We start from the raw sequence: 25,527 nt of genomic DNA, 5'->3' as shown, positions 1-25,527 counted from the left end.
GTGGGAACTGCCGTCTAGACGAAGGCCGGGGCGCGCTCGGCGGTCTTCTTCTTCGCGGTGGAGGCGATGCGGGTGATGTTCAGAAGGTGCTTGTAGGTGAAGTTCTCGGAGATGGAATTGCCGCCCCAACTCCCGCAGCCCAGGGTGTTGGTGAAGGCCAGCCCGCCCTCCACGGAACCGCCGGCGGTGGTGGCGCAGGGGGCATTCACGATCACCCGCGATACGGGGATCTGGGTGCCGGCCTGGGCGATGTGCTCCTGGTTGTTGGAGTGGATCCCCGCCGTGTGGCCGGTGCCTTCCAGCAGCAGGTTGGCGGTGGCGATGCGGATGGCCTCGTCGAACGTAGCGTAGGAGAAGGCCGCCAGCACGGGGCACATCTTCTCCTTGCAGATGATGTCCTCCTCGCCGATGCCCTTGGCTTCCAGCACCAGCACCTTCGTCCCCGCGGGAATGGAGATGCCCGCCTTCCGCGCGATGAAGGCCACTGACTGGCCCACGGTGTCGCGGGCGAGGTTGCCGTTCTCGAAAACCGCCTTCACCACCTGCTCGCGCTCGCCCTCCGGCACCAGGTAGGCGCCGTGAGCGGCGAAGGCGGCCATCACCTCCGCGCGGTCGTCCTGGTGGTAGATGAAGGACTGTTCGCCGGAGCAGATGATCCCGTTGTCGAACTTCCGGCCGGCGATCACCTTTCCGGCCGCGTCGGCGAAGTCGATCTCCCGGTCCAGGATCACCTGGACGTTGCCGGCGCCCACGCCGTAGGAGGGCTTGCCCGACGAATAGGCGGCCTTGACCATGGCCATCCCGCCCGTGGCCACCACGAGGTCGCAGGCCTTCATCAGTTCCTGGGTCTTCTCGACGGAGGGCTCGGTGACGATCTGGACCATCCCGTCCGGCAGGCCCAGGGGCTCCAGGGCCTTGAGGATCAGGTCCACGGTGAGACCGGAGCAGATGCGGGCCTTGGGGTGGGGGGCGATGATGATCGCGTTCTTCGTCTTGAGCGAGAACATGATCTTGGACATCGGCGTGACCACGGGATTGGTCACCGGCGTGATCCCGGCGATGACGCCGATGGCCTTGCCGATCTCGATGAGCTTCGTCTTCTCGTCCACGCGCAGGACGCCCATGGACTTCTTGTCCTTGAGGTCATGCCACACGCCCATCGACTTGCCCTGGCACTTGGCGATCTTGTCCTCCAGGACGCCCATGCCCGTCTCTTCCACGGCGAGCTTCGACAGCATGTGGGCGTTGTCGTAGACCGTCTGTCCGGCGAGGCGGACCATCTCGTCCACCTGCTCCTGGCTGAAGTTCTTCTCGAAAATCGCCTGCGCCTTGCGGGCCTTGGCGACCATGCTCTTGATGTCCACGGATTCAACCTCCTCGAGGTGCGGGATGGATTAATAGAGGGATTGGTAGACGTCGCGGATCTCGTCCCTCGAGAGGGCGACGTAATTGTTGGCCAGGAGCCGACCCTGCTTCTGGATCACGGTGTCGGCGAAGGCCTCGATTTCCACGCGCTGCATGCCGTAGGAACGCAGCCTGTTCTTGGCGCAGAGCTGGCCGAGGAGCAGGTCCAGCCGGTCGTACACCGCGGACGGCCCGGTGTGGAGCAGGCCCGCGAGCAGCGCGTTGAGCTCCTCGATGCGCCCCTGGGGCTGCTTGGCCTGGTAGCGCTGGAACACCGCCGTAAGGAACTGGTAGTTCGCTTCCCCGTGGGGGACGTGATAGGTCCCGCCCAGGGGATAGGAAAGGGCGTGGACCGCGCCCACGCCGGTGTTGCCGAAGGCGATGCCGGCGAAATTGCTCGCCATCAGCATGTCCTCCAGGCGCTGGAAACGGTAATTCGGCCCCTCCTCGACGATCCGGGTGAACACGTCGAGGATCAGCTCGATGGCCGCTTTGCAGTAGAGGCGCGTGTAGGGGTTCGACTTGGGGGAGACGTAGGACTCCATCGCGTGGATCAGCGCGTCGATGGCGCTGGTGGCGTAGAACTGGAAGGGCAGCCCGCGGAGCAGCTCGGGGATGATCACCGCGTCGTCCGCGAGGATCGCGTCGTCCGCGAGGCCCATCTTGGTGTGCTTGGACGTGATCTCGGCGATGGAGAGGTTGGTGACCTCGCTTCCGGTCCCGCAGGTGGTGGGCACGATGACCAGCTGCTTGGCCTTGACGATGGGGATGGTCCGCTCGAAGGCCGCCACCACGTCATCCAGGCCTTCCAGAACGAAGAGCTTGGCGATATCGATGACCGTGCCTCCGCCCACGGCGATCACGCGGTCGAAGGCGAGGCCTTTCACGTCCTGGAGGATGCGGTTCATCATCACGTCGGACGGCTCGCCGGCGCCGTAGCGCTCCTGCATCACGAAGTGGCAGGGAAGCTCCCGCATGAAGGGTTCATGGAGGAAGCCGTGGGTGAGGACGAGGTCCCGGCTGGAGAGCTGGAAGGCCTCGGCGAAGGCCGCGAACGAATCGAACCGGCTCAGGCGCGTCTTGAGCGAGAACAGCTGCATGTCAGACCCCGATGGCGCAGGTGGAAGGAGCGAAGCGGCGGTCGAATTCCTCCGCCAGGCCGTCCCGGAAGGCGGGATGGGCGATGGCGATCAGGCTCTGGGCGCGCTGCCGGAGGGTCCGGCCCCGCAGGTGGGCGATCCCGAATTCAGTGACCACGAAGTCCACATCGTTGCGCGGCGTGGAGACCGCCGCGCCCTGCGCGAGGAAGGGGACGATCCGGGAGAGCTTGCCGCCCGAGGCGGTGGAGGGCACGGCGATGATGGACCGGCCGCCCTGCGCCATGGCCGTCCCGCGCACGAAGTCCACCTGGCCGCCCACGCCGCTGAACTGCTTGAGCCCGATGGATTCGGATCCCACCTGGCCCATGAGGTCCACTTCGATGCAGGAGTTGATGGAGACCATCCGGCTGTTCTGCATGACGACCGTGGGATGGTTCACGTAGTCCACCGGGTAGAGCTTCACCTGCGCGTTGCGGTCCACGAAATCGTAGAGCCGCTGGCTGCCCATGAGGAACGTGGAGACCAGCTCGCCCTTGTGGATGGACTTGCGGCTGCCGTTCACCACGCCCAGGTTCACCAGGTCGATGAGGCCGTCCGAGAACATCTCCGAGTGGATGCCCAGGTCCTTCTTGTCCTTGAGGAACATGAGGACGGCGTCGGGGATGGCGCCGATGCCCAGTTGGAGCGTGGAGCCGTCCTCCACCAGGTCCGCGCAGTAGCCCCCGATCAGCCGCTCCGTCTCGCCGATCTTCGGCAAAGGCAGCTCGAAGAGGGGATGGGAGACCTCCACCACGCGGTCCAGTTCGGACACATGGATCAGGTTGTCGCCGCCGACCCACGGCATCCGATCGTTGACCTCGGCGACGACGGTCCGGGCGAGGTGGGCGGCGGGCTTGGTGTAGTCGCAGGAGACGCCGAAGCTGCAGAAGCCGTCCGCATCGGGGTGCGTCACCTGGATCACCGCGACGTCCACGGGGAGCTGCTCCTTGAACAGCCCGGGGAACTGGTGGAAGTAGCAGGGCGTGTAGTCGCCGCGGCCCTCTTCCACCGCCTTGCGGGCGTTGCTCCCGACGAAAATCCCGTTGAAGCGGAAGTGGGATTCCATCCCCTCGTCCAGATAGCCGCCGTCGCCCAGGCACAGCATGTGGACCATCTCCACGTCCCGCAGCCGGTCCCGCTGGGCGACCATCGCCTTCAGCAGGTCCGAGGGCACGCCCGCCGCGTGGCCCACCACCACCCGGTCGCCGCTCTGCACGGCCGTCACGGCCGCGTCCGCGGGCATCAGCTTCTGCCGGTAGTCGTCTCGCCAATCCATGACTTCTCCTCCCGTCCCCAGGACGGCCGCGTTCCGCCGGGCTCGCGCCCGGCCCCTGGTTGCGCCGCGCGCTACTTGTTCTCGCTGTCTTTCACCTTTGCGATCTTCCGAGCCAGGGCCTTCTTGGCTTCCACGTTGGCCTGGCGGGCGATCATGATCCGCTGGGCCTGGGGCGACCCCGCGCCGTGCATGGATTCCGTGCGGTAGCCCACCGCCGCGGCGCCCAGGGTGAGGTTCTCGATGAGGCGGAGGATGCGCATCCGGTTCTCGGTACCCATTCCCACGGCGCCCTTGAGGTACTTCTTCACGTAGCGCCCGACCTTGGGGTGCTTGTAGTCCGCTTCGGAAGGCATGGTCACCATCAGGCCGCCGGCGATGTCCTCGGCGAGGCGGGCGATCTCGTAGGGGAAGCGCGTGACGTTCTGCTTGCAGACGTTGGCCAGCAGCAGGTCGATCTGGTAGTTGCCCGCCTTCGTCTTGCAGCCCTCCGCCGAGCAGGCGATCCCGCAGGCGTACAGCGTCTCGTTGAGATGGGTCATCTCAATGATCTTGTCCTTGATGTGGTTCGCCTTGGCCGCGCCGTTGTAGTCGGCGGCCAGGGCCGCGGCGCCGATCAGCACGTCGCCCACACCCACCTTGCACCCGCCGTAGGACTGCCGGTGGTAGCCCGCAAAGCGCTCCACCATCATTCCGGCGAACTCCCACTCGCGGCACAGGAACACCCGGTCCCAGGGCACGAACACGTCCTCGAAGACCACCAGGGCCTCGTGGCCGCCGAACTCGGAATTGCCGAGGTCGATGTCCGCGCCCGGCTCCAGCTTGCGGCTGTCGCAGGACTGGCGGCCGTAGATCATGAAGACGCCCTCGGCATCCGACGGCACCGCGAAGGACACGGCGTAGTCCTTGTCCTCTTCGCGCATGGCCTGGGTGGGCATGATCAGGTGCTCGTGGGAGTTCAGCGCCCCCGTCTGGTGCGCCTTGGCGCCGCGCACCACGATCCCGTCGGGCCGCTCCTCGACGATGTGGAGGTAGAGGTCCGGGTCCTCCTGCTTGGAGGGGGCCAGGGAGCGGTCGCCCTTGGGATCGGTCATGGCGCCGTCCACCGTCAGGTCGTTCTCCTGGACGAACTTCATGTACTCGACGAAGCGCTGGTGATAGGTCGTGCCGCACTTCGCGTCGATCTCGAACGTGGTCGAGTAGATCGCATTGAAGGCGTCCATCCCCACGCAGCGCTGGAAGCAGGCCGCGGTCTTCTGGCCCAGCAGGCGCTGCATCTTGACCTTCTTCACCAGGTCCTCGGTGCTCGCGTGGAGGTGGCAGAACCGGTTCACCGTCTTCCCGGTCAGCTGCGACGTGGCCGTCATCAGGTCCTTGTATTCCTCCTGCTCCGCCAGCTCGTACGTCATCGCCACGGAGTTGAGGGACGGCCGGATCATCGGGTGATCCACCGGATTCTCCACCAGCTCCCCGAAGAGGTACACCTTCAGGTTCAGCCGCCGCAGGCTTTCGATGTACTGGTCTTTGTTCATGTCAGCACCGTTCGGAAAGGGCCGGATGTTTTTCAATGAAAGGCGACGCAGACCGCTCCTGACCGCGGACGCAGTGCCGCGGCTTGCCTCCCATGCCTCTTCAACCCGGCGTTGATGGATCGAAAAGTCGGGGTCGGGAAATCTCTACCGACTGGTAAACAATAAAGGCCACATCCCTCAACGCGTCAACCGGGATTCTGCCCTCCCAGAGGGATACATCGCATTACGAATGGCATGTTTTTTAAAATCGATATCAAGCATCCATGCGGGTCTACGTGGCCATAAAGGGGGAATATCTTCCCCCTTGACCTCCAGTAGTTGTGCTGAAGATCACCATAAATGACCACAGCATCATCATTGTTTCGTCACGGCGCGGGCCGGACACCCTCGCACTCAGACGTGCTGGACCGCCTTCAGTTGGTCGGCGTAGGCTCGGTCCCACTCGCAGATGTGGCAGTCCAGCGCCTCTCCGAGCAGGACGATCTCCTCCCGCCCGACCGCGGCACCTCGCAATCGCCGGTACTGCAGGTCGCGCACCGCGCGGATCAGGCTCTGATGCTCTTCCGCATGGGCGACGCGGTCCGGGAACCCCATCTCCTTCATCAGGGACTCCTCCGTCTGGCAATGCCGCACCAGATGCCGCGCGACGGAAGCCAGCTCCTCATCCACCGCTGCGCCGCCCTCGCCCGCCAACAGCCCTTCCAGCCGCTGCAACGCATCGACCAGCTCCCGGTGTTGAGCGTCGATCGGCTCCAGCCCCAGCTCGAACTGCCTGCGCCAACGCAGAAAAGTGTTTGGATTTCCCATGATTTTGAAGCGTACCACAGGGTCAGTTAATGGGCGCAGAGCATCCCTCTGTCTATTTGATTATCTCCTCATGACAATTAGCACCGAATGGGAGTTCATCCCAGTGGTGGGACAGAGGACAGCCTCCCATTTCCTACTTGAGTGCATTGAAGGGACAACGCCACTCGCCAACGTCCTTGCAGGATCAATCAGGTGTCCGGTCGAGGCCCCCTCGATCTAAGCCCCGCCTCCAGAAAGCACTACATTTTGTGTCTTCTTTCGAGGAGAGAGAAAAGACTGTATTCCACCCATGGTAGAAGTTCGGCACAAGAACTCTGTTAAACTTGAAAATAGATTTCAAGGTCTAGATTCTGTAATCATGTTCCGGAGGAGGCCTTTCATGAATTCAACCCATTCCAGATTAATAAGCACTCTATTCTCCATCTTGCTAAGCATCCCAGGGAGCGCGCAAGAATCTCCCCGCTTAAGCAGTGTGTTAACAAACTCCTTGCGATTAGGTCCCATTACGGAAAAGAAAGCTCCGAATAATGACAATCTTCGCTATGGCGTGGTTTTCCCTTTTCAGGTTGGTCCAACCACCGCAGCTGCATTCATCAATCGGGAAGTGTACACAGCCAACTGGAATTACGATTCCCAAGATGGCAATGATGTAATTTTGTTCGATAATCTTGAAGAAATTGATTCCATCAATACAATTAACTTGAATCGCAGTGGAGCCAGCACTGATGATGCCGGAAATTCTCATTATTTTAACCAATTTCCTGTCGTTGGCGGTTTTGTTCCTTATGGCGCAAAAGTGGGAAGCGCAGTGACCCACCCTTATGCGGGAACGGGCTTTGGGATATCACAAGCACTCATTTTTCCCGTAGCCCCGGATGGTACCTTTTCTTGGGATTCTGCGCCTATTTCTCGGCAAGTTCAGGTTTTTCAGTTTTCTTATCAAGGAGATGATTTTCGAGTCCTATCCACTTCCATAAAAAGCGAGACAGATCCCTTAAGAGTCCCGAATAGCCCATGGATCATCCTGTCGGGAGGAATATCGATGGCAATTCCCGATGGATTGGATCTATTGCTCCCTGTATGGGCATGGAATGGAGCGAACGAATGCTCTGGAATCAGTCGCTAGAGTCATGCCTCCGGCTCCTGGCAAGTGGCATCGTTCATTCCAATTGCCTATAGCGAGGCGGGATCTCACAACTACTATGAGCCCAGTTTGGTTAGGGAAGGCAATGGTGCATTGCTATTTGCAGCGCGGGATGATGGCCAGCAATTACCTGGAATAGGAACTGCTCGCGAGCAGGATCTCAATGCGTGGCGCTCCACCAACGGTGGCATGACATGGAAACACGTCTTGCATGTGGATAAAGTTCGCAGTGGTCCCATGAGCATTGGAATTTCCTTAAACGGAATCCCATTTATTGCCGGCAATCCAATCATTAATGAGCCCTCCGGATCCGAACGAGATCTCATGTATTTGTGGACTTTTGATGCCAATTCTACATTGTATCCCCTTTGTGTGCGGGATGCCTTGGCAGACTTTGGAGCAAATTCCTATGGGTCGTGGAATGTTGACCATCCTAACAGCACCATTTTGCGTCTTTATGATGGAAACCCTCATTGCGTTATGGCCTATCGGGTCAGGGATCCGCATGTTTCCGGCAGTGCGGGAGTATTGAACCCAAGCCCCCAGTCTGGGAGCTACATTGAGGAGCTGATATCAATGTATGGAACCCCCATCCCCATTTGGGAGTTCTAGCAACCCTCAATACCTAATGAGGAAGCGTCGTACCCCCGGGCAGGTCGCTTCCTCAGGGCGTTGTAGTCGATGTTGATGATTTGATCGAGGTAATGCGCCCTGCTGCGAAATTCGACCCGTCGACGAAATGGAACCCCATTCGTCGGCGGGGCGAGGGCGTTTGAACTGTGTCTTAACTGTACAAACCGCCGATCTCGCTCCCGGCAGTGCCCCGCACTGTCTCCGCGATCCCACTCGCGAGTTCGAATCTCGCCTCGTCGGCGAGGGGAAATCCATTGGTCGGAGCGGCGAGATTCGAACTCGCGACCCTCTGCTCCCAAAGCAGATGCGCTACCAGGCTGCGCCACGCTCCGATGAGGCCAGTGTAACCGCTACTTGCCGCTGATCGCGACGCTGCGGAGGTTGAGGCCGGCGCGCTGGAGGTCGAAGATCCGGCCGGCGAGGCCGACCAGGAGCTGGGTTTCCATCTCCTCACGACCGCGCTTGGTGGCGCCGGCGGGAGGCACGGCGGTGATGTCTGCGGCGGTGCGGGTCTTGGACCAGGCCAGGTCCATGGCGAAGGACACGCGCTTGCTCTGGCTGGACAGCTCGCCCGCGACGTTGGACATCAGGCCGTCGCCGCCGTAGCCGAGCCGCAGCCAGCCCGGGCCCTCGAAGCCGCGGCTGCTGTTGCCGATGTTGACGGACTGGAGCTTGCCGGCGGCGTTGTAGCTGAAATCCATGCGGGTCTGGACGCCCTGCTCGTCGTTGCGGAACTCCAGGCGCTGGGGCAGCTTGGTGGCCTTGTCCACCATCACCTCCAGGCGGCCGCGCTTCCAGAAGCCCAGGCTCTGGGCCACGCTCTGCTCGCGCTTCTTGGCGTCCCAGGACTGGGTGGGGGCGTGGAACACCAGCCGCTGCAGGGTGCGGCCCCCGCTGGCCTCCTCGGCGCCGAGGCTGGCGCGGAAGGTCGGCGCGTCGACGTAGACGGCGCGGATGTCGTTCAGGGTCTGGCGGAACCAGGTCATATAGGTGGTGGGGGCGTCGGAGGGAGGCAGGTCCACGCGGGTGGTGTAGGCGTTCTGCTCCTTGCTGTAGAGGAACCCGCGGTTGCCGCGCCGGGTGTAGAGCAGCGTCCCGAAGTCGCCGGCCAGATCGGTCTTGAAGTCGCCGTTGGCGAAGTAGGTCCCGCGGACGCGGAGGTTGGCCTGGCCGCCCGTGCTGTTGCCCTGCACGGCGCCCTGGGTGAGCTGATCCACCTTCTGGTTGACGGCCGCGCCGCTGAGGGCGATGCCGAGGGTGCCCTGCATCTGGACGGAGGTGACGCCCTGGTAGGGCTGCCCGAACCAGCCGCCGTCGACCGCGTCCAGCACCTGGCGGAAGGCCTGGCGGGCCGCTTCGGCGTCGGCGTTGACCTTCGGCGGCGTCTTGGCCGTCGCGGAGGCCGGGGCCTGCGCGGGAAGAAGGGTGGCGGCGAAGAGAAGGGGCAGGATCGAGATGCGCATCGGGAACTCCAAGATCAACGAGGGGGATGCCCGGAGCCGGGCTTTGGTTCCGGCCGCTCCTTGGCGAAGCAGGTCCGGCACAGGGCCTTGGCGGGATTCTCGGGCACGAAGGGCAGGTATTCCTGGGCCCCACAGGTGGAGCAGGTGATGTGGATCAGGACCCGCGCGGCCTCCTTCCCGCCCTTCCGCTTGTAGACGAAGGAGCGGCGGTAGCAGTCCGGGCAGAGGTAGAACTTCTGCCCCGTCTCCACCTTGAAGTGGACGCCGCATTCGGAGCAGATCTTCTCCCGCGGAGCCTTGGGATCCGGCGGGGCCACGGGCGCCCGCTTGGTCAGCAGGACCGGAACCTTCGGCCGGGGGGCCTCGGCGGCCGCCTCCCCGGAATCGGGGTCATTCGAGGGGTTCAACCCTTTGATCATCGCGTTGGGTCCAGCAGCGGCACCGGGGCCGAACATCCAGGGTACCGCATCCCGCCTCGATCCGCGAGTTCCGCTCCCGAAGCGGTGCTGGCATCCTGGGCCCATGCCCTCTCCCGCCGACCTGCTGGCGTCCCTCCGCCGCGGCGATCCCCGCGCCCTGGGCCGGGCCATCTCCTGGATGGAGAACGGCCATCCCGCCGCGCGGGGACTGCTGGCCGGACTGTGGCCGTTTCTCGGAGGCGCCGAGGTGATCGGCATCACCGGCGCACCCGGCGCGGGAAAGAGCACGCTCACGGACCAGCTCGCCCGGGCGCTGCGGGCCGAGGGCCGGAAGGTCGGCATCCTGGCGGTGGATCCCACGTCCCCCTTCACCGGGGGCGCGATCCTGGGCGACCGCATCCGCATGGGCCGCGTCGCCGGCGATCCGGGGATCTTCATTCGCAGCATGGCCACCCGCGGGGCGCTGGGCGGCCTCGCCCGCGCCACCCAGGACGCCATCGACCTGCTGGACGCCGCCGGATTCGGCACCATCCTCGTGGAGACCGTGGGCGTGGGCCAGGACGAGGTGGACGTGGTGGCCTGCGTCCAGACCTGCTGCGTGGTGCTGGTGCCGGGCATGGGCGACGAGATCCAGGCCATCAAGGCCGGGATCATGGAAGTGGCCGACCTGTTCGTGATCAACAAGGCCGACCGGGACGGCGCGGACCAGGTCGAGCGCGAGATCGAGGCCATGAAATCCCTGTCCCCGCCGCGGGCCTGGGATCCTCCCGTCGCCCGCACGGTGGCCCAGCAGGGCACCGGCGTGTCCGCCCTCCTGGAGCGAATCCGCGAGCACGGCCAATACTTGCGCCAAGGGGACGGCCTCGCCCTCAAGGCTCGGGAGCGCGCCCGACTGCGGGTGGAGAGCCTCCTGGCGGAGGAGGCCCTGCGGCGGGCGCGGGCGGCGGCCGGAGCGGCCCGGATCGAGGCCGCGATCGGGGCGGTGGCCGCCCGAACCCTTGACCCCTACTCGGCGGTGGCGGAAATTCTCGACCATTCTTGAGTGTTTCGCCCCCGGCCCGATAGGCCGGACATGCGCCGCAGTCTGAACAAGGACACGCACGAGGCCATCCGGATGGTGTTCCAGCGCCTGTGCGAGGGCGAGGACAAGGTGGAGCTGCAGTTCGGGGCCTTCCGCGGCGAGTTCCGGGTGCTGGCGGAGGCCGCCGACCGGGTCATCCTCGCCATCTCGGAGGTGGAGCGGGGCCAGTGGCGGCTGAAGATGGGCTCGCGCCTGACCCTGCGCCTGCTGGACCGCGGCCTTCCCTTCGAGGCGGTGGTGGATTTCCAGGGCCATGGCCGGATCCACGGGGCCGAAGCCTGCCACATCACGATGCCGCGCCTGCTGAGGGCGCTGGACACCCACCGCCTGGCGGACTTCGCCCCGGATCGGCCCGTCCCCTGCCCCTTCGGCGACCAGCAGAACAACGTGCGGGACGGCCTGGCTACGGCCTTCGGCGAGGATGGGCTCGAACTGGCGCCGCCGGAGGGCACGCGGATCCTCGGCGACATGCTGCGGCTCAATGCCGTCACCACCGTGGATCTCCGCGCCGCCGTCGGCGAGACCCTTCCCCTGCCCGTCCGCGTGGCCTATTTCGGCGAGCGCGTGTGGGGCCTGCGGATCCTCGACAACGCCGATCCCAAGCTGGTGGGGCGCTACCGCCAATGGGTGATGGAGGCCCGCCACCACCAGGAGCAGAAGGACCGGTCGCGCTTCAATCCCGGCGGGCTGGAGGCCTCCCGGATCCCGGGAAAGCCCGATCCGACGCGGGTCCCCGCGACGCCGCGAGTGCTGGTGGACAAGGACCCTCTCCTCCTCGTGCTGGCCGAAGGCGAAGCCTTCCCCGCGCGGCTGGCGGAAGGCGTGGGTCGCAAGTACGGCGTGGCCGCGCTCGACAGCCCCACGGGGCTGGTGAAGCCCTGCCTCACGTCCCTCGGCGCCGACGACACCGGATGGGGACGGGTGAAACTGGTGATCATCTACGCCCAGGTCCGCGGCGGCACGCCGGCGGAACTGTGCCGGCGGCTCCTCAAGCGCGAGGCCTGTCCCCTGCCCGTCCTCCTCGCCGGCAGCGGGGAGGACGCAGATCACAAACGGAACCGGGCCCTGGCCGCCGGCGCGACGGACCATCTGACGGTGGAACCCTTCCATGTCCTGGGCGTTCTGCACGCCCTCGACGCGGCCCTGGGGGCCGGAAGCTCAAGCGTCCCTCCCGTCGTTTGAACTTGAGCCCGCTTGGGCTTTGCCCGAGAAGGAGGGATATGTCTGCGGAGACGTCATGTCGATGTTTGAACGCCTGAACGTGCGGGGCAAGCTGGTGCTGATGGTCCTGATGCCCATGCTGGGCTACGCGTTCTTCAACCTCCGCGACACCTGGGGCAGCTTCCAGGAGATCCGCGCGGCGGGCCTCACCGCCCAGGGCTTCGACCTCTCCCAGCCGCTGTGGCGCGCATTCACCTTCAACATCGCCGTATCGTTCGTGGTGTGGATGGTGACCTTCGTCGTGGTCTACCGGCTCAGCGTGAGCATCACGCGGCCCCTCCAGGAACTCGCCGACGGCCTGCGTCGGAGCGACCTGACGCTTCAGTTGCCCATCACCGGCCAGGATGAAGTGGGCCAGGCCGCCCTGGCCTTCAACACCTACAACGGCCGCCTGCGGACCATCTTCACCCAGCTGGCGGGCACCTCGGGATCCGTGGCCAGCGGGGCTTCCCAGCTCTCCGCCTCCAGCGTCCAGATGGCCTCCAGCAGCGGGCTCATCGCCGAGAATTCCGAAGGCCAGCGGGCCGCGTTCGAGCGCGTCGCCGCCGCCGTCACCCAGCTGTCCGCCTCCATCGAGCAGGTCTCGGGCAACATCCGGCGCTCCCAGCGGGAAGCCGAAGCCGCGGTGACCGCCGTGAACCAGGGCGCGAACGCGGGCCAGGAGAGCGCCAGCGCCATGGAGGACATCCGCAGCGCCGCCTCCAGCATGGTGGCCGCGGTCCGCCTCATCCAGGACATCGCCCGCCAGACCAACCTCCTGTCCCTCAACGCCGCCATCGAAGCCGCCAAGGCCGGCGCCATGGGCAAGGGCTTCGCCGTGGTCGCCGAGGAAGTGCGCAAGCTGGCCGAGCGCAGCGGCGCCGCGGCCCGGGAGATCGGCGAGCTGATCGAGCGCAGCAATGCATCCGTGGATCAGGGCGCGCAGATGGTGGCCGCCACCGTCAGCGCCCTGGGCACCATCGAAGCCAACATCCAGGGCCTGGCCGCGGTGATCCTGGAAGTGGGCGCCGCCGCCGACGAGCAGGCCCGCACCAGCACCGAGGTCGCCGAGCAGGTGGACGCCAACCTAGACCGCATCGCCCAGAACGCCACCGCCACCCGTGAAATGGCCCGCACCGTCGCCGAAGTCTCCAACACCGCCAGCGAACTGGCCCGCATCGCCGACAGCCAGCACCACGCGGTGAGCCAGTTCAAGGTCTAGCGAACAGCCTTGCCCAGAGCCTTGCGGGCTATCGAAGGAAGAGGAGCTCGGGCTGCCTCCCGAAAGCGAGAAAGCCCTCGGGCGTGAAGAAGAGGAGGCCATCCTCCGGCCGCTGGGAATAGGCATATTCCCAGGCGGTGGTTCCGTCCTTCAGGCGAAGGGCGCTCAAGCAGCTTCCCTCGCCCTCCCGGTGAACGGCATAGAGCCCTTCTCCCGATACCACGATTGGCATGGCGGGCGCGGCGCCGAAGGGATGGGACCAGAGCTGCTTCCCCGTGGACAGGTCGAGAGCCCACAGCGTTCCCCGTCCATTGCAGAACACCTTGCCGTTCTGGATCCAGGGCAGACGCGTGGCACCCAGGTTCTGCTCCCACACCTTCTTTCCGGTGGCGGCATCCACGGCGACGAGCCACTGATCGAGGATCACCCATCCCCTCTCCTCGACGAGCAGAATCCTTTCGCCCTCGCCCATCGGCATGAACCAGCCCTTGTAGGGGAGCGTCCACGACACCTTCCCATCCGCGAGATCCACGGAAACCAGTTTGCCGTCGCACGCGAAGGCCAGCCGTTCTCCAAGCAGGGGACCATCCTTGATCTCCGCGCTTCTCGCCACGCGGCTTTCCCAGAGCTGCTTGCCCGTGGCCAGATCGTAGGCGACGATGCGACCCGCGCCCCCCGCAAGAACGCGATTCCCCTGAATCTGGGGAGTCATGTCCGGCCCACCCTCGAACGCCTGTTTCCAGCGGATCGTCCAGGAAGAAGGATCGATGGCATAGATCCATCCCGTAGCTCCCCCCAGAGGGCTCGACGGCTCCTTCCCGTAGGTCGCCACCACCAGCGTTTTCCCCTCCTGGGCGGGATACAGGATCTTGGGATGGGCGCTCTTCTCCGAGAGGAAGAACGATCCCAGCGCATCCAGCGCCAAGCGGTGCTTTTCCTTGCCGGAGGCCGGATCCAGCACCACCAGTTCCCGTTCCGGCGTGCCATAGACCAGGTCTTCCCCGATGAATAGAGGCTCCAGGACGGGGGGCTTCTGGAAGGTCGCTTCGCAGAGAACCTTGCCGGTGGCGGCCTCCAACACTTGAAGAATCCGCCCGCCGTTCACGCAATAGGCCAGTCGGACGCCGTCGAAGGCGGGGAAGGACTTTGAAGCATCAAGCCCCAATTTCCAGGCTTCGCGGGAAGGCCGCTCCAGAAGAGAAGACGGGGATCCCGCTTGTTTGCGCGCGGTGGATTCCGCCAGGGCTTCCCGCTTAAGGCGCTGGGCGTTCGCCTGCGCAGCCATCTGGGCCATCTGCTGGTTGGCCTGTTGCTGCTGTTGCATCTGCATCTGTTGTCGCTGCATGGTTCGCTGCATCTGCTGCTGCATCTGGAACATCTGCTGAGCCTGCATCTGCTGTTGCTGCATTTGCCACGCCATGTTGCCGTTCATGGCGGGATTCTGGGCCTGAAGCAGACAAAGGCCCCCGGCCAACAGGAAGGCAGAACGCAAAAGATTCGTCATGGCAGATTCCGAAGAAACGGGCGAAGAGACAGAGGTCTCCTCAGCATATCTCTGCCCTTGCGGAGTCCACTAGCGCGAACACAACTCCGAATACAGCTCCGGCCGCCGATCGCGGAAGAAGCCGAAGGAGGCGCGGTTGCGGCGGATCTCCTCCAGGTCGAAGGCGGCGGTGATCACGCCGGTGTCGGTCCGTCCCAGTTCGGCCACCTTGTCGCCGCGATGATCGGAGATGAAGGAGTGGCCGTAGAAGGTCTGATCTCCTTCGGTTCCGATCCGGTTGGACGCGAGCACGGGGACCACGTTGGACACGGCGTGTCCGATCATGGCGCGCTGCCACAGGTCCTTGGTGTCCAGTCCGGGATTCTCGGGCTCGCTGCCGATGGCGGTGGGATACATCAGGATCTCGGCGCCCATCAGCATCATGGCCCGGGCGCATTCCGGGTACCACTGGTCCCAGCAGATGCCCACGCCGATCTTTCCGAACCGGGTGTCCCACACCTTGAAGCCGGTGTTGCCGGGCCGGAAGTAGAACTTCTCCTCGTAGCCGGGCCCGTCGGGGATGTGGCTCTTGCGGTAGACGCCGAGCAGGGAGCCGTCCGCATCCATCATCGCCAGGCTGTTGTAGTGGTGGGGACCGTCCTTCTCGAAGAACGAGACGGGGATCACCACGCCCAGTTCCTTGGCCAGGGATTGGAACCGCGCGAGCGTGGGGTGGCCGTCGACGGGCTTGGCCCAGTCGAAGAACTCGTCCTTCTCCTCGCGGCAGAAGTAGGGACCTTCGAACAGCTCGGAGGGCAGGATCACATTCGCGCCCTGGGCCGCGGCGTCGCGGACGAGGGCCTCCACGCGGGCGACGTTCTCCTCCAGGTTTTCCGTGAAGGCGCACTGGGTGGCGGCGATGCGGATGGTTCGGGCTGCGCTCATCGGGCCTCCGGCTGCTGCTGGGTGATGCAGTGGAAGGCTCCGCCGCCGCTGAGGATGGCGCGGGCCGAGCGGCCCACTACGCGGCGGCCCGGAAACAGCGGCGCCAGGGCGGCCACAGCCGCCTCGTCCCAGGGGGTGCCGTAGGTGGGCACGACCACGGTCCAGTTGCCGATGTAGAAGTTCACGTAGCTGGCGGGCATGGGCTTCCCATCCTCGTCCGCCACAAGGCCCGGAGAGGGGATGCGGACCACCTGGAGCTTCCGACCGCGCGCGTCGGTAAAGTCCGCCAGATCCGCCGCGAGGCGGTCCAGGACCGCGGCGTTGGGATCCGCCGGATCGCGGGCCTCCATGCACACCACCACGCCGGGCGCCACAAACCGGGCCAGGGTGTCGATGTGGCCGTCCGTGTGGTCGTTGAGCAGGCCCTCGTCGAGCCACAGGACCTTCTCCGCGCCCAGTCCTTCGCGCAGGGCCGTTTCGATCTGGGCCTGGTCCAGGCCGGGATTGCGGTTGGGATTCAGCAGGCACTGCCGCGTGGTGAGGACGGTGCCTTCGCCGTCCACGTCCACGGAACCGCCTTCGAGGATCAGCCCGCGATCCACGGCCGGGGCGCCGCTGAGGGTCGCCACGCGATCCGCGACGTGCTCGTCGTTGGGGAGGACGTACTTCCCGCCCCATCCGTTGAACAGGAAGCAGGCGGCGTGCAGCGCCCCGGCCGCGTCGCGAACGAAGATCGGGGCCGTGTCCCGCAGCCAGATGTCGCCGACGGGAACGTGGTGGAACCGCGCCGCGCCGGCCAGCCCGCCCAGGGCCTCGCGGGCGGCGGCCTCCTCGCCGGCGCCCTCCACGAGAATCTCCAGGGTCTCCCCGCCGTCCTCCGCGATGGCGCGGGCGAGGCCCGCCCACTCCGCCTGGGCGGGCGCCAGGTTCTCCTGCCACAGGTGGCCGTGGCCGGGCCAGGCCAGCCAGCAGGCGGCGTGGCGGTCCCATTCGGCGGGTTGGCGGAAAGACGGTCGGGACATGGTTCGGAAACCCCAGGCAGGCGCGGCTCCGGAGCGAGCCAACATCCAGTTCATCAAAAGGCTTCCGTCCCGTCGAGCGCGAATCCGGCGGAGGTCTCCTCGAAGGAATGCCGCGTATCATGAGGCTTCCTCCGGAGTTCGTCATGACGTTGAGCCGCGCCCTGCGCGTCGCGTTCCTGTCCCTGGGCCTGCTCGCCGCCGCGGGAACGGACCTGGGCGCCGCGCCCCAGGACCACTACACCAAGCGCGAGGTCCTGATTCCCATGCGCGACGGGGTGAAGCTGTTCACCGCCATCTACGCTCCCAAAGATGCGACCCGCGCCTATCCCGTCCTGATGGAGCGGACGCCCTATGGCGTGCGGCCCTACGGTCCCGACGCGTTTCCCTCCCACCTGGGGCCGTCGTCCCGATTCGAGGACGAGGGCTTCATCTTCGTGTACCAGGACGTGCGGGGCCGGATGATGTCCGAAGGGAGCTTCGAGAACATGCGCCCCGACCGCGCGGCCAGCGGCGCGGCGACGGACGAGGGCACGGACACCTTCGACACCCTGGAGTGGGTGCTGGCCCACGTCCCCGGCCACAACGGCCGCGCGGGCCAATGGGGGATCAGCTACCCCGGCTTCTACACCGCCCTGGGCGCCCTGTCCGGCCACCCGGCGCTCAAGGCCGTCTCGCCCCAGGCGCCCGTCGCGGACTGGTTCCAGGGGGACGACTTCCACCGCAACGGGGCGCTGTGGCTGCCCCACGCCTTCAATTTCATGATCAGCTTCGGCAAGCCCCGGCCCGCGCCCACCCCGATGTGGCCGACGCCCCTGGACCACGGCACCTCCGACGGCTACGCGTGGTTCCTGCGGCTGGGCTCCACCGGCGCCACCCGCGGCTACGCGAAGGACGTCGCCTTCTGGAACGAGATGCTGGACCACCCGGACTACGACGCCTTCTGGCGGGCCCGGGACCTGCGCCCCCGGCTGAAGGGCGTGAAGCCCGCAGTGCTCACCGTGGGCGGCTGGTTCGACGCCGAGAACCTGTTCGGTTCCCTCCAGGTCTTCCAGGCGCTGGGGCGCCAGAGCCCCGCCACGGACAGCCGGCTGGTGATGGGCCCCTGGTTCCACGGCGGATGGGAGCGGAGCAAGGGCGACCACCTCGGCTTGGTGCAATTCGGATCGGACACCTCCGACTGGTTCCAAGCGGAAATCCTGTTCCCCTTCTTCATGCACTACCTCAAGGGCGCGCCGGATCCCGCCCTGTCCAAAGCCACGGTCTTCGAGACGGGCGCCAACCGCTGGCGCCGGTTCGACGCCTGGCCGCCGCCCCAGGCGAAGGAAGCCAAGCTCTATTTTCAGCCCGGCGGCGGGCTCGGCTTCGCCCCGCCCGGGAAGGACGGCGGCGCGGACGCCTTCGTGTCGGATCCCGCCAAGCCCGTGCCCTTCATCGAAGAGGTGGCCATCGGGATGCCGCGCGAATACATGACCGCCGACCAGCGCTTCGCGAGCCGCCGCCCCGACGTCCTCGTCTTCCAGACCGTGCCCCTGGAGGCGGACCTGACCGTGGCGGGGCCGCTCCGGCCCGAGCTGTTCGTAGCCGTCACGGGCACCGACGCGGACTGGGTGGTGAAGCTGATCGACGTCTATCCCGACGGATTCACGAATCCGGGCTTCAACCCTGGCTCCCCCTGGTACCGGACGGCCAACCCCATGGGCGGCTACCAGCAGCTGGTGCGCGGGGAGGTCATGCGCGGCAAGTACCGCGACAGCCTGGAAAAGCCCACGCCCTTCACCCCCGGGCAGCCGACCCGCGTCGCCTGGAGCATGAACGACGTGTTCCACACCTTCCGGAAGGGCCACCGCGTCATGGTCCAGCTCCAGAGCACCTGGTTCCCCCTGATGGACCGCAATCCCCAGGTCTTCACCAACATCAACGAAGCCCAGCCCGAGGACTACCGGAAAGCCACCCACACGGTCTTCCACGACGCCGCGCGGCCGAGCAGCCTGGGCGTGGGGATTTATTCAGAGAAATGAACCCAGCCCCAGATGAACGCGGATGAACCCAGATGCTCTTTCATCCGCGTTCATCCGTGGCTAACCCTTCCATCCCTCGAGCACCCGGAAGCGGCTCCCCATCATGTTGGGGAGGGTGAGCTGGAGGAGGTTCTCCGTCCGCTGCATCCGGTCCGCGGGGGGAAGCGCCATCCACTGGGCGCCCCATTGATCCAGGGGGGCGTGGGTCCGGATCCACTTGCTCAATTCCACGTGGAACAATTCTCCAAACCCCTGTTCTTCCAGCAGGTGGGCCAGCCGGGTGAAATCGACGTCCGCAGTGAGATCCGACTCGCCCAGGTCCTCGTGCCACTTGCCGTCCACGGTGTGGGCCTTGAACCGGCGCAGGTCCGCGCCCTTGGCCAGCAGCCGGCCGGCGGGTTCGCCGTAGTCCACGGCCAGGAACAGCCCGGCCTCCAGGGGCGCGGCGAGGTCGCGGATCACGGCGGGGAGCCCTTCACACCAGATGCTTCCGTCGAGGGGCTCCAGCCCGTCCGTGTGGGCGGCGAACCAGGCTCCGGCCTCGCCGGGCTCCGCCGCCTGCCACTGGGGGCCCGCCTCGGTCAGGACTTCGCGGGTCCACTGCGCCCCGCTCCACCGCCAGGGCTGCGCCGGCAGGGCGTCGAACAGTTCGTTGCTGAAGACGGCGCCGACGAAGGGCTCCAGCGGCTCGCCCTCGGCGGCGAACCGCGCCCGGCCGGATGCCAGGAAAGGGGCCAGGGCCGCTTCCGCCGCGGCCCTGGCCGCCGGATTGTCGTCGCGATGCACGTAGACGAGGGCCTCGGCGAAGGCGCCCGTGGCCGCGTTGAGCACGTCCCGGCCCAGCCAGCCGCGCCCCGCGCCGGGCTCCAGCGCCGTGAACCGCGCCGGCCGGCCCAGGCGCTCCCAGGCGGCTTCCAGGCGCAGGGCCAGGGTCTGCCCCAGGAGCGGCCCCAGGTCGAGGGCGGTGTAGTAGTCCTTCCCCTCGAACCCCCAGGGCCCCGTCGCCCGGCGGTAGTAGCCGTGCTCGGGATGGTAGAGGCCTAGGGCCATGACCTCGGCGGCGGGGACAGAACCGGCACCAAGTTGCTCTGCTAAAATCTCTTTAAGTTTATTAATCATAAAGATCATGAAGAACTTTTTTTAGCCTTCCTTCAAAAACCCTGAATGAAGGTAAGAGTCTTAATTCAGGTGAATCTGAAATAAAATCTCCAATCCTTCTTCTCACCAAATTCACATTTAAATCTTTTCGCCGTCGATAAGGTAAATCCGCAATTTCATATATTTTTTGAAAAAGGTAATCCTTGGGATCCGCAAGCCCTTCGATACGCTTATTCGGACAAAAGGTGATTTTTTTATCAGATCTTCTACATCCTATTGCTTTAAATATAGCAGCACGGTCTGTCAACAACCATGCTTCCGTCATTTTCACTGGGATAGCGGGAACCCATGGTATAGAAGGAACGGAACAAGCCGTTGCCTGCTCCATTTCCATCAATCGAGACGAAGCTCCTGCGGCATCGGCGTCTCGATGAATAACCAAAAAGTCTATATTTTTATATAACCTATTAACAACATTAAGCTTTGAATTTAAAGATGTCGGCCGTGGCCTCACCGAATTAAAATTAGGGATCACCACATTAACCGATAACCTCAATGTTTCAAATATAAGAGAATTAATAATTGGAATTAAAACTTGGTCGGAAGTTCCTTCTGCAAGAAAAAGATAGTTTATCACTCTTGCTCCTCTTGGAGCTCCACAAACGGAAGAGATTCTACCAATCCCACATATGTAGCCGTATTAGACAATCCCCCTTCGCTTAATGCAGTTGCAAGAACATTTAAATATTCTATAACCTCTCCCTTAGAAGAAACCAAGCTGTCGGGAGTAAGCCGTGAGCGCCAAGTTTTCTCTAACGGAATAAATGCAGCTCGATCTATCCTTTTATTGTTATATATTCCTTGGATAGGTTTTGAAAACAAGATATCTTCTGGACTCAAAAGAGCCACCACAATTGGAGAATGTGTATTAATAATAACTTGCCTTAAGATGGGTCCTAATTTAGACGAAGCTCTCTGTGCTTTAGAAACATCTTTTAGTAAAGTTAAAATAGAAGGGATGCGAGTTGGATGAATCCCATTTTCCGGTTCTTCCATGCAAACGAGGCCAGAAGAATCCGGATCATTTGCAATTAAGGCGAGTGCCAAAAAACGCAGTGTGCCATCCGATAGGCTTCGAGCCTCATGCTTGGTTTGATTGTTATCAATAATTATAAGGCTAAATAATTCTCGTTTTTCATCCTGATCCACATATACATCATCAACTCCATCAATAAGAGTAGAAAGTGATTCTACAATTTTTTGCTTAATAGATTTCGCCTTTTGCTCACTTACAGTTCTAAATAGTTCATTTGTGCTTCCCGAATATAACTTACTCCTCGCTATTCCAGTTAATCTTGCCATGGTTGCCGGTAAGTGCGCTCCATTTTCAGCGACTACCTGCGGGGCAATATAAGGGTCCGGAGCGCGCATTGCGGATGGTTCTAATTGCAATAACCGCCACGATTGCATTTCTCGCCGTGCAAGCAAAGCGGTAGGGGCCTCAGCCGCTGTAGCGGTACTAATTACAGTTCTAGGCAATAATCTAGAGGAAACCTGCCGCGCCCGCCCCCCTGAACCCTTATGTACATCTGATTTGGTATCTTGATGAATTTTAATAATATTATTTTCTCGATCAGTCGAAATAAAAGAACTCGTTCTTCTCTGGACACCTAAAAGGCTTATTAAACCGGGGTTCCTTTTAAAATAAACATGACGACGAGCGGCCCCCAAAGTAATATGATCTAATTTTTCCTCTAATATCATTAGGGGTTGAGCCACGTAGGCAGAAGGTCTTTTGTTAAATCCAATGACCACTTTATATGTGAGAAAAGTTGTAGTTGCTTCTGCTTTTTGCCCAAGGTCGTCTATTCCAAATTTTGGAATAATCATTTCGACTTCAAATTCCATTGTTTCGTGAATTGAATCACCTGCTTTAAAAAACAAGGATCGAATGTCTGAATTTTTACAGTCGGGATCTCTTACAAGCTGGGCAGCCTCCAGTAATGACTTGTCCGCCAAGTGGCTTAAAAACATTATTGCATCAAATAAATTCGATTTGCCCGATCCATTCGGGCCTGCAATACACGTAAATTCTCCAAAACTCACATCAACATTGATTAAATTTTTAAACCCATTGACCTTTAATCGTGTTAACATTTTCACCTCGATTCATAAAGAGCAAATTCTCTTTCGCTTTAATGATCTAGGATACTCCCTTTTTCTCCAGCGGCCATTTCTCCAGCAGCACCGGCAGGAGCCACTGGGTGAGGAGCAGGGCGAGGGCGACGCCCCCGAGGCAGGCGAGGCCGAGACCCCGAAGCCCGCGGTAGCCGCTGAAGACCATCCCCCCGAAGCCGGCGAGGGTGGTCCCGGCGCACACGGCGTTGACCCGGGCCACGCGCTGGGAGGCGTCCGCTTCGCCCCGGGCGCGGTGCAGCAGGTTGAAGGCGGTGTCCACGCTGACGCCCAGCGCGATGGGAATGGCCATGAGGGACAGGAAGGTGAGGGGTTCCCCGCCCCAGCCCAGGGCCCCCAGGGCGCCCACTTGGCTGGCCGCGAGGGGGACGATGGCGAAGCAGGCGAAACGCAGGCTGCGGCCGAACAGGGCGATCACCGCGAAGATCCCGCCCAGCGCCAGGAGCACGGCCTCCTGGACCGCGTCCTTGGCGATCGCCTTCACGGCGCGGAACAAGGGCTGGGTGCCCACGAACCGGCCCCCGGCGGCTTCCACCTCCGGCGTGAGGCGGACGAGGGCGGCTTCATCCAGCCGGACGGGCACCGTCAGCGCGGGAGCCAGGGGCGGGGCGCGGTGGCCCCGCCTCAGGCCGTCCCACAGGTTCCAGGGCCGAGCCTGTTCCCGGGTCTCGCCGGTTCGGGGAAGGAGGGCCTGGAGCGCGTGGACCGGCTGGGCGGGGTCCGAGGCCGCCGCGGCCAGGGCCGACAGGGGTCCTTCGAGCCCCGCGGGATCCAGCCCCGCCCGGCCCGCCGCCTCCAGTACCTGGCGGCGCCAGGTTTCGGAGCCCAGAGCGTGGCGCAGCTCCGGATCCAGGGTCTGCCAATCGGGCACCGGCAGGCCCGCCTCGCGAAGGATGGGACTCAGCCGGTTCCAGCGCCCCGGCAGGCGATCCGGATCCTCCAGGGGGATCTGGAGGGCCAAGGGCTGGAGGCTCGCGCCGAGGGTGCGGGTGAGGCGCTCCTGCAAGGTGAGGGCGGGATTGCCCTGAGCCCGGAACCGGCGCAGGTCCTCCTCCCAGCGAGTGCGGGGCGCGCCGGCCAGGGCCAGCCCTAGGAGGATCAGGGCTGCCCAGGGCGCCCACGCCCGGCGGCGGGGAAGGGGCGCGGGCGAACCCGGGGCGAAGGTGCCGCGACCGCGGTCCAGCGCCAGGAGCAAGGGGGGCATCACCAGGAACGTGGCCGCCAGACAGGCCAACAAACCGAGGCCCGTGGTGAGCCCCAGGTCGCGGATTCCGGGAAAGGGCGTGAACGCCAGAGCGAGGAAGGCCAGCGCCGTCGCCAGCGCGCCCGCCACCACGCCGGGGCCGGTGCCCAGCAGCGCGTCGTGGAGGGCCCGCGCCTTGGTCCGGCCCGCCCGGCGCTCCTCGCGATAGCGGCTGAACAGGAGGATGCCTACGTCGTCGCCCACGCCCAGGAGCACCGCGCCGAACCCCGCGGCCATCAGGTTCACCCGGCCCAGCACCCAGCCCGTAAGGCCCAGGGCCCACACCATTCCCAGCAGGACGGGCACCATCACGAACCCGTAGCCCGCGAGCGTGCGGAAGCCCAGCCAGTAGACCAGGCCGATGAGGACGAAGCTGAGGCCGAGGCTGAGCGCCACTTCGCCCGTGAGCCGGTGGGATTCCCAGATCGTGATCGCGTGGGCGCCGGTGACCTGCACGGGGAAAGGGCGATCCGCCTGGGGCTTCAGCGCGGCCTCCAAGTCCCCCAGCCGCGCGGAGGTCGGCAGGGGTCCCGCGGCGCCGCGGCTCAACCAGGTCAGAGCGCGCGTGGCGGCCTTCACGTCGGAAGCGGGAAAGCCCGCCACCAGCGGCAGCATCACGAAGCGGCCGTCCTTGGTCTCCAGGTAGCCGGTGTGCATCCGCAGCGTGAAGGCCCGGCCCAGTTCCCGGGCCTTCGCCATGCCCCCGCCGGCGGCGGGGGCGAGGTCCCGGAGCCCGAGGGGATCCAGCCGCGCGAGGGCCGCGGGAAGCGGCTCCGGCGAACCCAGGGCGCGGGCCGTGGCCTCCAGCCGGCGCTTCAGTTCGGCGGGCTCCTTGAGAGGCGAGAGCCGGTCCCCCAGCCAGGCGGGCGCCAGGGTGTAGAGGGTTTCCGTGGTCAAGCGGCCCACGGCGGCGTCCCCTTCCGCGAGGGCCCCCACGGCGAGGAGCGCCGGCCAGGGGCTCACGCCGCCGGGGCCCGGCACGGGGATGGGCTCCGACAGGCGACCCTCCGCGGCAAGGCCGTTGAGGGGGAGGTCGCCGGCGGTGAGCAGGCGGTCCACCAGGCCCTCGGCCCAGGCGCGCCGGGCTTCCAGGTCGCCTTCGCTCCCCTCGGCGACGAGCCACAGCAGCTCCTGCTGGCCCACGCCGGCCTCCAGGTTCGCCCGGACGGCCGGATGCTCCACCGGAAGGAGGCTCATCAGGTCCAGCGCCCGCTCCACGCGCAGGGCGCCGAGCCCCAGCAGAAACGTCAGCCCCGCGACCACCGCCCACAGCCCGGCGGGGCGCGGGGAGAGGTGCAGGCGCAGCAGGCGGCGGAGCAGTCCGGTCATCGCAGCCAGCGCTGGAGCGCGGGCGCCATCTCCACGCGTTCGGCGCCCTTCAGCCGCTCCATCAGGCTGCCGTCCTCGAGGCGGACGAGGGGGTGATTCTCCCGCCGGAGCAGTTCCTCCGGAGGTCCCGCCGCCGTGAGGATGGTGGGCAGCTCCTCGCCGTAGCGGTGATCCAGGAGCTGGGCCAGGGCGGCGGCGACGCGGATGTCCGAATCCATCCGGTCCCAGTCGTCCAGCACCAGGAGCGGCGGATCCTGGAGGGGCTCGACCAGATCGCGGACGCTCTGAAAGCCCTGGTTCTGGAAGCTGCGGACATCGTAGTAGGCGTCCTTGATGGCCTGGCTGAGGGTCCGCACCGAGACGAAGCGCCCGCCGCGGCCGGTGCGTTCGGTCCAGGCCCGAAGGGCCGCGGCGGCCAGAGTGCTGCGCCCACTCTGGGCGGGGCCGTGGATCCACCACAGTTCCCATCCGTGGCGGAACTTGTGCTTCCCGTTCTGGGCCCACTGGGCGAAGGCCTCGGCGCCCGCGGGGCGGATCCCGTGTTCGGGCCGCCGCCGCAGGGCCTGCATCAACTTGACGAGGTCCTCGCGGCCCTCCACCTCGCCCACGTCCTCCACGGGGCGGGCCAGCAGATCCTCCAGCTCCGGCACGCGGTCGAGAAGCACCCGCACGCGGCTGGCCTGGGCGTTGTTCCACCACTTCCAGAAACGGGTGAAGTCCGCCTCCTGATAGCGAGAGGGAAGCCCCAGACTCTCGGCGTCCGGCCCCAGATCGGCAGTGCAGCCGCAGACCCGCACCGGCTTCTGCGGATCGGGGTCGAAGAGGAGGCCCTGCCCCTGGCACTGGGGACAGTCCGGCCGTCCCTTCATCGCGGGA

21 protein-coding genes and 1 tRNA gene are annotated in these 25,527 nt (G+C 64.6%); 6 read left to right on the top strand and 16 right to left on the bottom strand.

Features of this window, described 5'->3' with window-relative positions:
- Positions 1–14 precede the first annotated feature (14 nt).
- The 5 genes from RAH39_RS00380 to RAH39_RS00360 all read right to left on the bottom strand — a co-directional run bounded on the left by RAH39_RS00380 (position 15) and on the right by RAH39_RS00360 (position 6,155).
- Complete coding sequence (locus tag RAH39_RS00380) at positions 15–1,391, bottom strand: aldehyde dehydrogenase family protein (protein WP_306592120.1); 1,377 nt, start codon at positions 1,389–1,391, stop codon at positions 15–17.
- Positions 1,392–1,394: 3 nt separating this feature from the next.
- Positions 1,395–2,504: a 4-hydroxybutyrate dehydrogenase gene (locus RAH39_RS00375; RefSeq protein ID WP_306590824.1), complete on the bottom strand. Its 1,110-nt coding sequence runs from the start codon at positions 2,502–2,504 to the stop codon at positions 1,395–1,397.
- Between the two features lies 1 nt (position 2,505).
- Positions 2,506–3,819 (bottom strand): acetyl-CoA hydrolase/transferase family protein, encoded by a 1,314-nt coding sequence (locus RAH39_RS00370; RefSeq protein WP_306590823.1) that lies wholly within the window; start codon positions 3,817–3,819, stop codon positions 2,506–2,508.
- 71 nt (positions 3,820–3,890) lie between these two features.
- Positions 3,891–5,348: a 4-hydroxyphenylacetate 3-hydroxylase family protein gene (locus tag RAH39_RS00365; RefSeq protein WP_306590822.1), complete on the bottom strand. Its 1,458-nt coding sequence runs from the start codon at positions 5,346–5,348 to the stop codon at positions 3,891–3,893.
- A gap of 393 nt (positions 5,349–5,741) precedes the next feature.
- The gene (locus RAH39_RS00360; RefSeq protein WP_306590821.1) at positions 5,742–6,155 is read right to left on the bottom strand and encodes a bacteriohemerythrin; all 414 of its coding nucleotides are present in this window, start codon (positions 6,153–6,155) and stop codon (positions 5,742–5,744) included.
- 379 nt (positions 6,156–6,534) lie between these two features.
- Here RAH39_RS00360 and RAH39_RS00355 point away from each other — a divergent pair, with 379 nt between their 5' ends.
- Together RAH39_RS00355 and RAH39_RS00350 are read left to right on the top strand one after the other, a co-directional pair.
- Positions 6,535–7,281, top strand: a complete 747-nt coding sequence (locus RAH39_RS00355) for a hypothetical protein (RefSeq protein WP_306590820.1) — start codon at positions 6,535–6,537, stop codon at positions 7,279–7,281.
- Positions 7,282–7,305: 24 nt separating this feature from the next.
- A complete protein-coding gene (locus RAH39_RS00350) occupies positions 7,306–7,911 on the top strand; it encodes a hypothetical protein (RefSeq protein ID WP_306590819.1) in 606 nt (201 codons plus the stop codon).
- A 276-nt stretch (positions 7,912–8,187) separates the two neighbouring features.
- Here the strand turns inward: RAH39_RS00350 and RAH39_RS00345 are convergent.
- The 3 genes from RAH39_RS00345 to RAH39_RS00335 all read right to left on the bottom strand — a co-directional run bounded on the left by RAH39_RS00345 (position 8,188) and on the right by RAH39_RS00335 (position 9,814).
- A tRNA-Pro gene (locus RAH39_RS00345) sits at positions 8,188–8,264 on the bottom strand.
- A gap of 18 nt (positions 8,265–8,282) precedes the next feature.
- Entirely contained in the window at positions 8,283–9,395 is a 1,113-nt protein-coding gene (locus tag RAH39_RS00340) for a hypothetical protein (protein WP_306590818.1), read from the bottom strand.
- Between the two features lie 14 nt (positions 9,396–9,409).
- Complete coding sequence (locus RAH39_RS00335; protein WP_306590817.1) at positions 9,410–9,814, bottom strand: hypothetical protein; 405 nt, start codon at positions 9,812–9,814, stop codon at positions 9,410–9,412.
- Between the two features lie 103 nt (positions 9,815–9,917).
- On the opposite strand from RAH39_RS00335, the gene meaB reads away from it, so the two are divergent.
- Genes meaB through RAH39_RS00320 form a run of 3 tightly spaced genes read left to right on the top strand, consistent with a single transcriptional unit; the run spans position 9,918 to position 13,317 of the window.
- Positions 9,918–10,856 carry a methylmalonyl Co-A mutase-associated GTPase MeaB gene (gene meaB, locus RAH39_RS00330; RefSeq protein ID WP_306590816.1) on the top strand — a complete coding sequence of 313 codons (939 nt, stop codon included), beginning with the start codon at positions 9,918–9,920 and terminating at the stop codon, positions 10,854–10,856.
- Positions 10,857–10,886: 30 nt separating this feature from the next.
- Positions 10,887–12,077 carry a PleD family two-component system response regulator gene (locus RAH39_RS00325; RefSeq protein WP_306590815.1) on the top strand — a complete coding sequence of 397 codons (1,191 nt, stop codon included), beginning with the start codon at positions 10,887–10,889 and terminating at the stop codon, positions 12,075–12,077.
- Between the two features lie 55 nt (positions 12,078–12,132).
- Complete coding sequence (locus tag RAH39_RS00320; protein ID WP_306590814.1) at positions 12,133–13,317, top strand: methyl-accepting chemotaxis protein; 1,185 nt, start codon at positions 12,133–12,135, stop codon at positions 13,315–13,317.
- A gap of 28 nt (positions 13,318–13,345) precedes the next feature.
- On the opposite strand, the gene RAH39_RS00315 is transcribed toward RAH39_RS00320, so the two are convergent.
- From RAH39_RS00315 to RAH39_RS00305, 3 genes are all read right to left on the bottom strand, one after another.
- On the bottom strand, positions 13,346–14,821 hold the full coding sequence (locus RAH39_RS00315) for a PQQ-binding-like beta-propeller repeat protein (protein ID WP_306590813.1): 1,476 nt from the start codon (positions 14,819–14,821) through the stop codon (positions 13,346–13,348).
- A 69-nt stretch (positions 14,822–14,890) separates the two neighbouring features.
- Positions 14,891–15,745, bottom strand: a complete 855-nt coding sequence (gene aguB, locus RAH39_RS00310) for an N-carbamoylputrescine amidase (protein WP_306590812.1) — start codon at positions 15,743–15,745, stop codon at positions 14,891–14,893.
- The gene (locus RAH39_RS00305; RefSeq protein ID WP_306590811.1) at positions 15,742–16,767 is read right to left on the bottom strand and encodes an agmatine deiminase family protein; all 1,026 of its coding nucleotides are present in this window, start codon (positions 16,765–16,767) and stop codon (positions 15,742–15,744) included. The genes aguB and RAH39_RS00305 overlap by 4 nt, the downstream gene beginning before the upstream one ends.
- A gap of 143 nt (positions 16,768–16,910) precedes the next feature.
- Here RAH39_RS00305 and RAH39_RS00300 point away from each other — a divergent pair, with 143 nt between their 5' ends.
- Entirely contained in the window at positions 16,911–18,785 is a 1,875-nt protein-coding gene (locus tag RAH39_RS00300; protein ID WP_306590810.1) for a CocE/NonD family hydrolase, read from the top strand.
- Positions 18,786–18,845: 60 nt separating this feature from the next.
- On the opposite strand, the gene RAH39_RS00295 is transcribed toward RAH39_RS00300, so the two are convergent.
- The 5 genes from RAH39_RS00295 to RAH39_RS00275 form a co-directional block, all read right to left on the bottom strand.
- Positions 18,846–19,835 carry an SAM-dependent methyltransferase gene (locus RAH39_RS00295; protein WP_306590809.1) on the bottom strand — a complete coding sequence of 330 codons (990 nt, stop codon included), beginning with the start codon at positions 19,833–19,835 and terminating at the stop codon, positions 18,846–18,848.
- A gap of 61 nt (positions 19,836–19,896) precedes the next feature.
- Positions 19,897–20,520: a hypothetical protein gene (locus RAH39_RS00290; protein WP_306590808.1), complete on the bottom strand. Its 624-nt coding sequence runs from the start codon at positions 20,518–20,520 to the stop codon at positions 19,897–19,899.
- Positions 20,517–22,040 carry an AAA family ATPase gene (locus tag RAH39_RS00285; protein ID WP_306590807.1) on the bottom strand — a complete coding sequence of 508 codons (1,524 nt, stop codon included), beginning with the start codon at positions 22,038–22,040 and terminating at the stop codon, positions 20,517–20,519. The genes RAH39_RS00290 and RAH39_RS00285 overlap by 4 nt, the downstream gene beginning before the upstream one ends.
- 46 nt (positions 22,041–22,086) lie before the next feature.
- Positions 22,087–24,651: an MMPL family transporter gene (locus RAH39_RS00280; RefSeq protein ID WP_306590806.1), complete on the bottom strand. Its 2,565-nt coding sequence runs from the start codon at positions 24,649–24,651 to the stop codon at positions 22,087–22,089.
- On the bottom strand, positions 24,648–25,520 hold the full coding sequence (locus RAH39_RS00275; RefSeq protein WP_306590805.1) for a P-loop NTPase family protein: 873 nt from the start codon (positions 25,518–25,520) through the stop codon (positions 24,648–24,650). Before RAH39_RS00275 ends, RAH39_RS00280 begins: the two co-directional genes overlap by 4 nt.
- Positions 25,521–25,527: the final 7 nt, after the last annotated feature.

Origin of the sequence: Geothrix sp. 21YS21S-4 (assembly GCF_030845995.1) — a bacterium.
Classification (GTDB): Bacteria; Acidobacteriota; Holophagae; order Holophagales; family Holophagaceae; genus Geothrix.
Note: the sequence above shows the minus strand (reverse complement) of the source record. Positions and strands in the feature narration are given on the sequence as shown.

What these genes read in the sequence shown, in the direction of transcription:
- RAH39_RS00375 (WP_306590824.1), bottom strand. Translation starts at nt 2,504, where the DNA reads ATGCAGCTGTTCTCGCTCAAGACGCGCCTGAGCCGGTTCGATTCGTTC.
- RAH39_RS00370 (WP_306590823.1), bottom strand. Translation starts at nt 3,819, where the DNA reads ATGGATTGGCGAGACGACTACCGGCAGAAGCTGATGCCCGCGGACGCG.
- RAH39_RS00365 (WP_306590822.1), bottom strand. Translation starts at nt 5,348, where the DNA reads ATGAACAAAGACCAGTACATCGAAAGCCTGCGGCGGCTGAACCTGAAG.
- RAH39_RS00360 (WP_306590821.1), bottom strand. Translation starts at nt 6,155, where the DNA reads ATGGGAAATCCAAACACTTTTCTGCGTTGGCGCAGGCAGTTCGAGCTG.
- RAH39_RS00355 (WP_306590820.1), top strand. Translation starts at nt 6,535, where the DNA reads ATGAATTCAACCCATTCCAGATTAATAAGCACTCTATTCTCCATCTTG.
- RAH39_RS00340 (WP_306590818.1), bottom strand. Translation starts at nt 9,395, where the DNA reads ATGCGCATCTCGATCCTGCCCCTTCTCTTCGCCGCCACCCTTCTTCCC.
- RAH39_RS00335 (WP_306590817.1), bottom strand. Translation starts at nt 9,814, where the DNA reads ATGATCAAAGGGTTGAACCCCTCGAATGACCCCGATTCCGGGGAGGCG.
- meaB (WP_306590816.1), top strand. Translation starts at nt 9,918, where the DNA reads ATGCCCTCTCCCGCCGACCTGCTGGCGTCCCTCCGCCGCGGCGATCCC.
- RAH39_RS00325 (WP_306590815.1), top strand. Translation starts at nt 10,887, where the DNA reads ATGCGCCGCAGTCTGAACAAGGACACGCACGAGGCCATCCGGATGGTG.
- RAH39_RS00320 (WP_306590814.1), top strand. Translation starts at nt 12,133, where the DNA reads ATGTCGATGTTTGAACGCCTGAACGTGCGGGGCAAGCTGGTGCTGATG.
- RAH39_RS00315 (WP_306590813.1), bottom strand. Translation starts at nt 14,821, where the DNA reads ATGACGAATCTTTTGCGTTCTGCCTTCCTGTTGGCCGGGGGCCTTTGT.
- aguB (WP_306590812.1), bottom strand. Translation starts at nt 15,745, where the DNA reads ATGAGCGCAGCCCGAACCATCCGCATCGCCGCCACCCAGTGCGCCTTC.
- RAH39_RS00305 (WP_306590811.1), bottom strand. Translation starts at nt 16,767, where the DNA reads ATGTCCCGACCGTCTTTCCGCCAACCCGCCGAATGGGACCGCCACGCC.
- RAH39_RS00300 (WP_306590810.1), top strand. Translation starts at nt 16,911, where the DNA reads ATGACGTTGAGCCGCGCCCTGCGCGTCGCGTTCCTGTCCCTGGGCCTG.
- RAH39_RS00295 (WP_306590809.1), bottom strand. Translation starts at nt 19,835, where the DNA reads ATGGCCCTAGGCCTCTACCATCCCGAGCACGGCTACTACCGCCGGGCG.
- RAH39_RS00285 (WP_306590807.1), bottom strand. Translation starts at nt 22,040, where the DNA reads ATGTTAACACGATTAAAGGTCAATGGGTTTAAAAATTTAATCAATGTT.
- RAH39_RS00280 (WP_306590806.1), bottom strand. Translation starts at nt 24,651, where the DNA reads ATGACCGGACTGCTCCGCCGCCTGCTGCGCCTGCACCTCTCCCCGCGC.
- RAH39_RS00275 (WP_306590805.1), bottom strand. Translation starts at nt 25,520, where the DNA reads ATGAAGGGACGGCCGGACTGTCCCCAGTGCCAGGGGCAGGGCCTCCTC.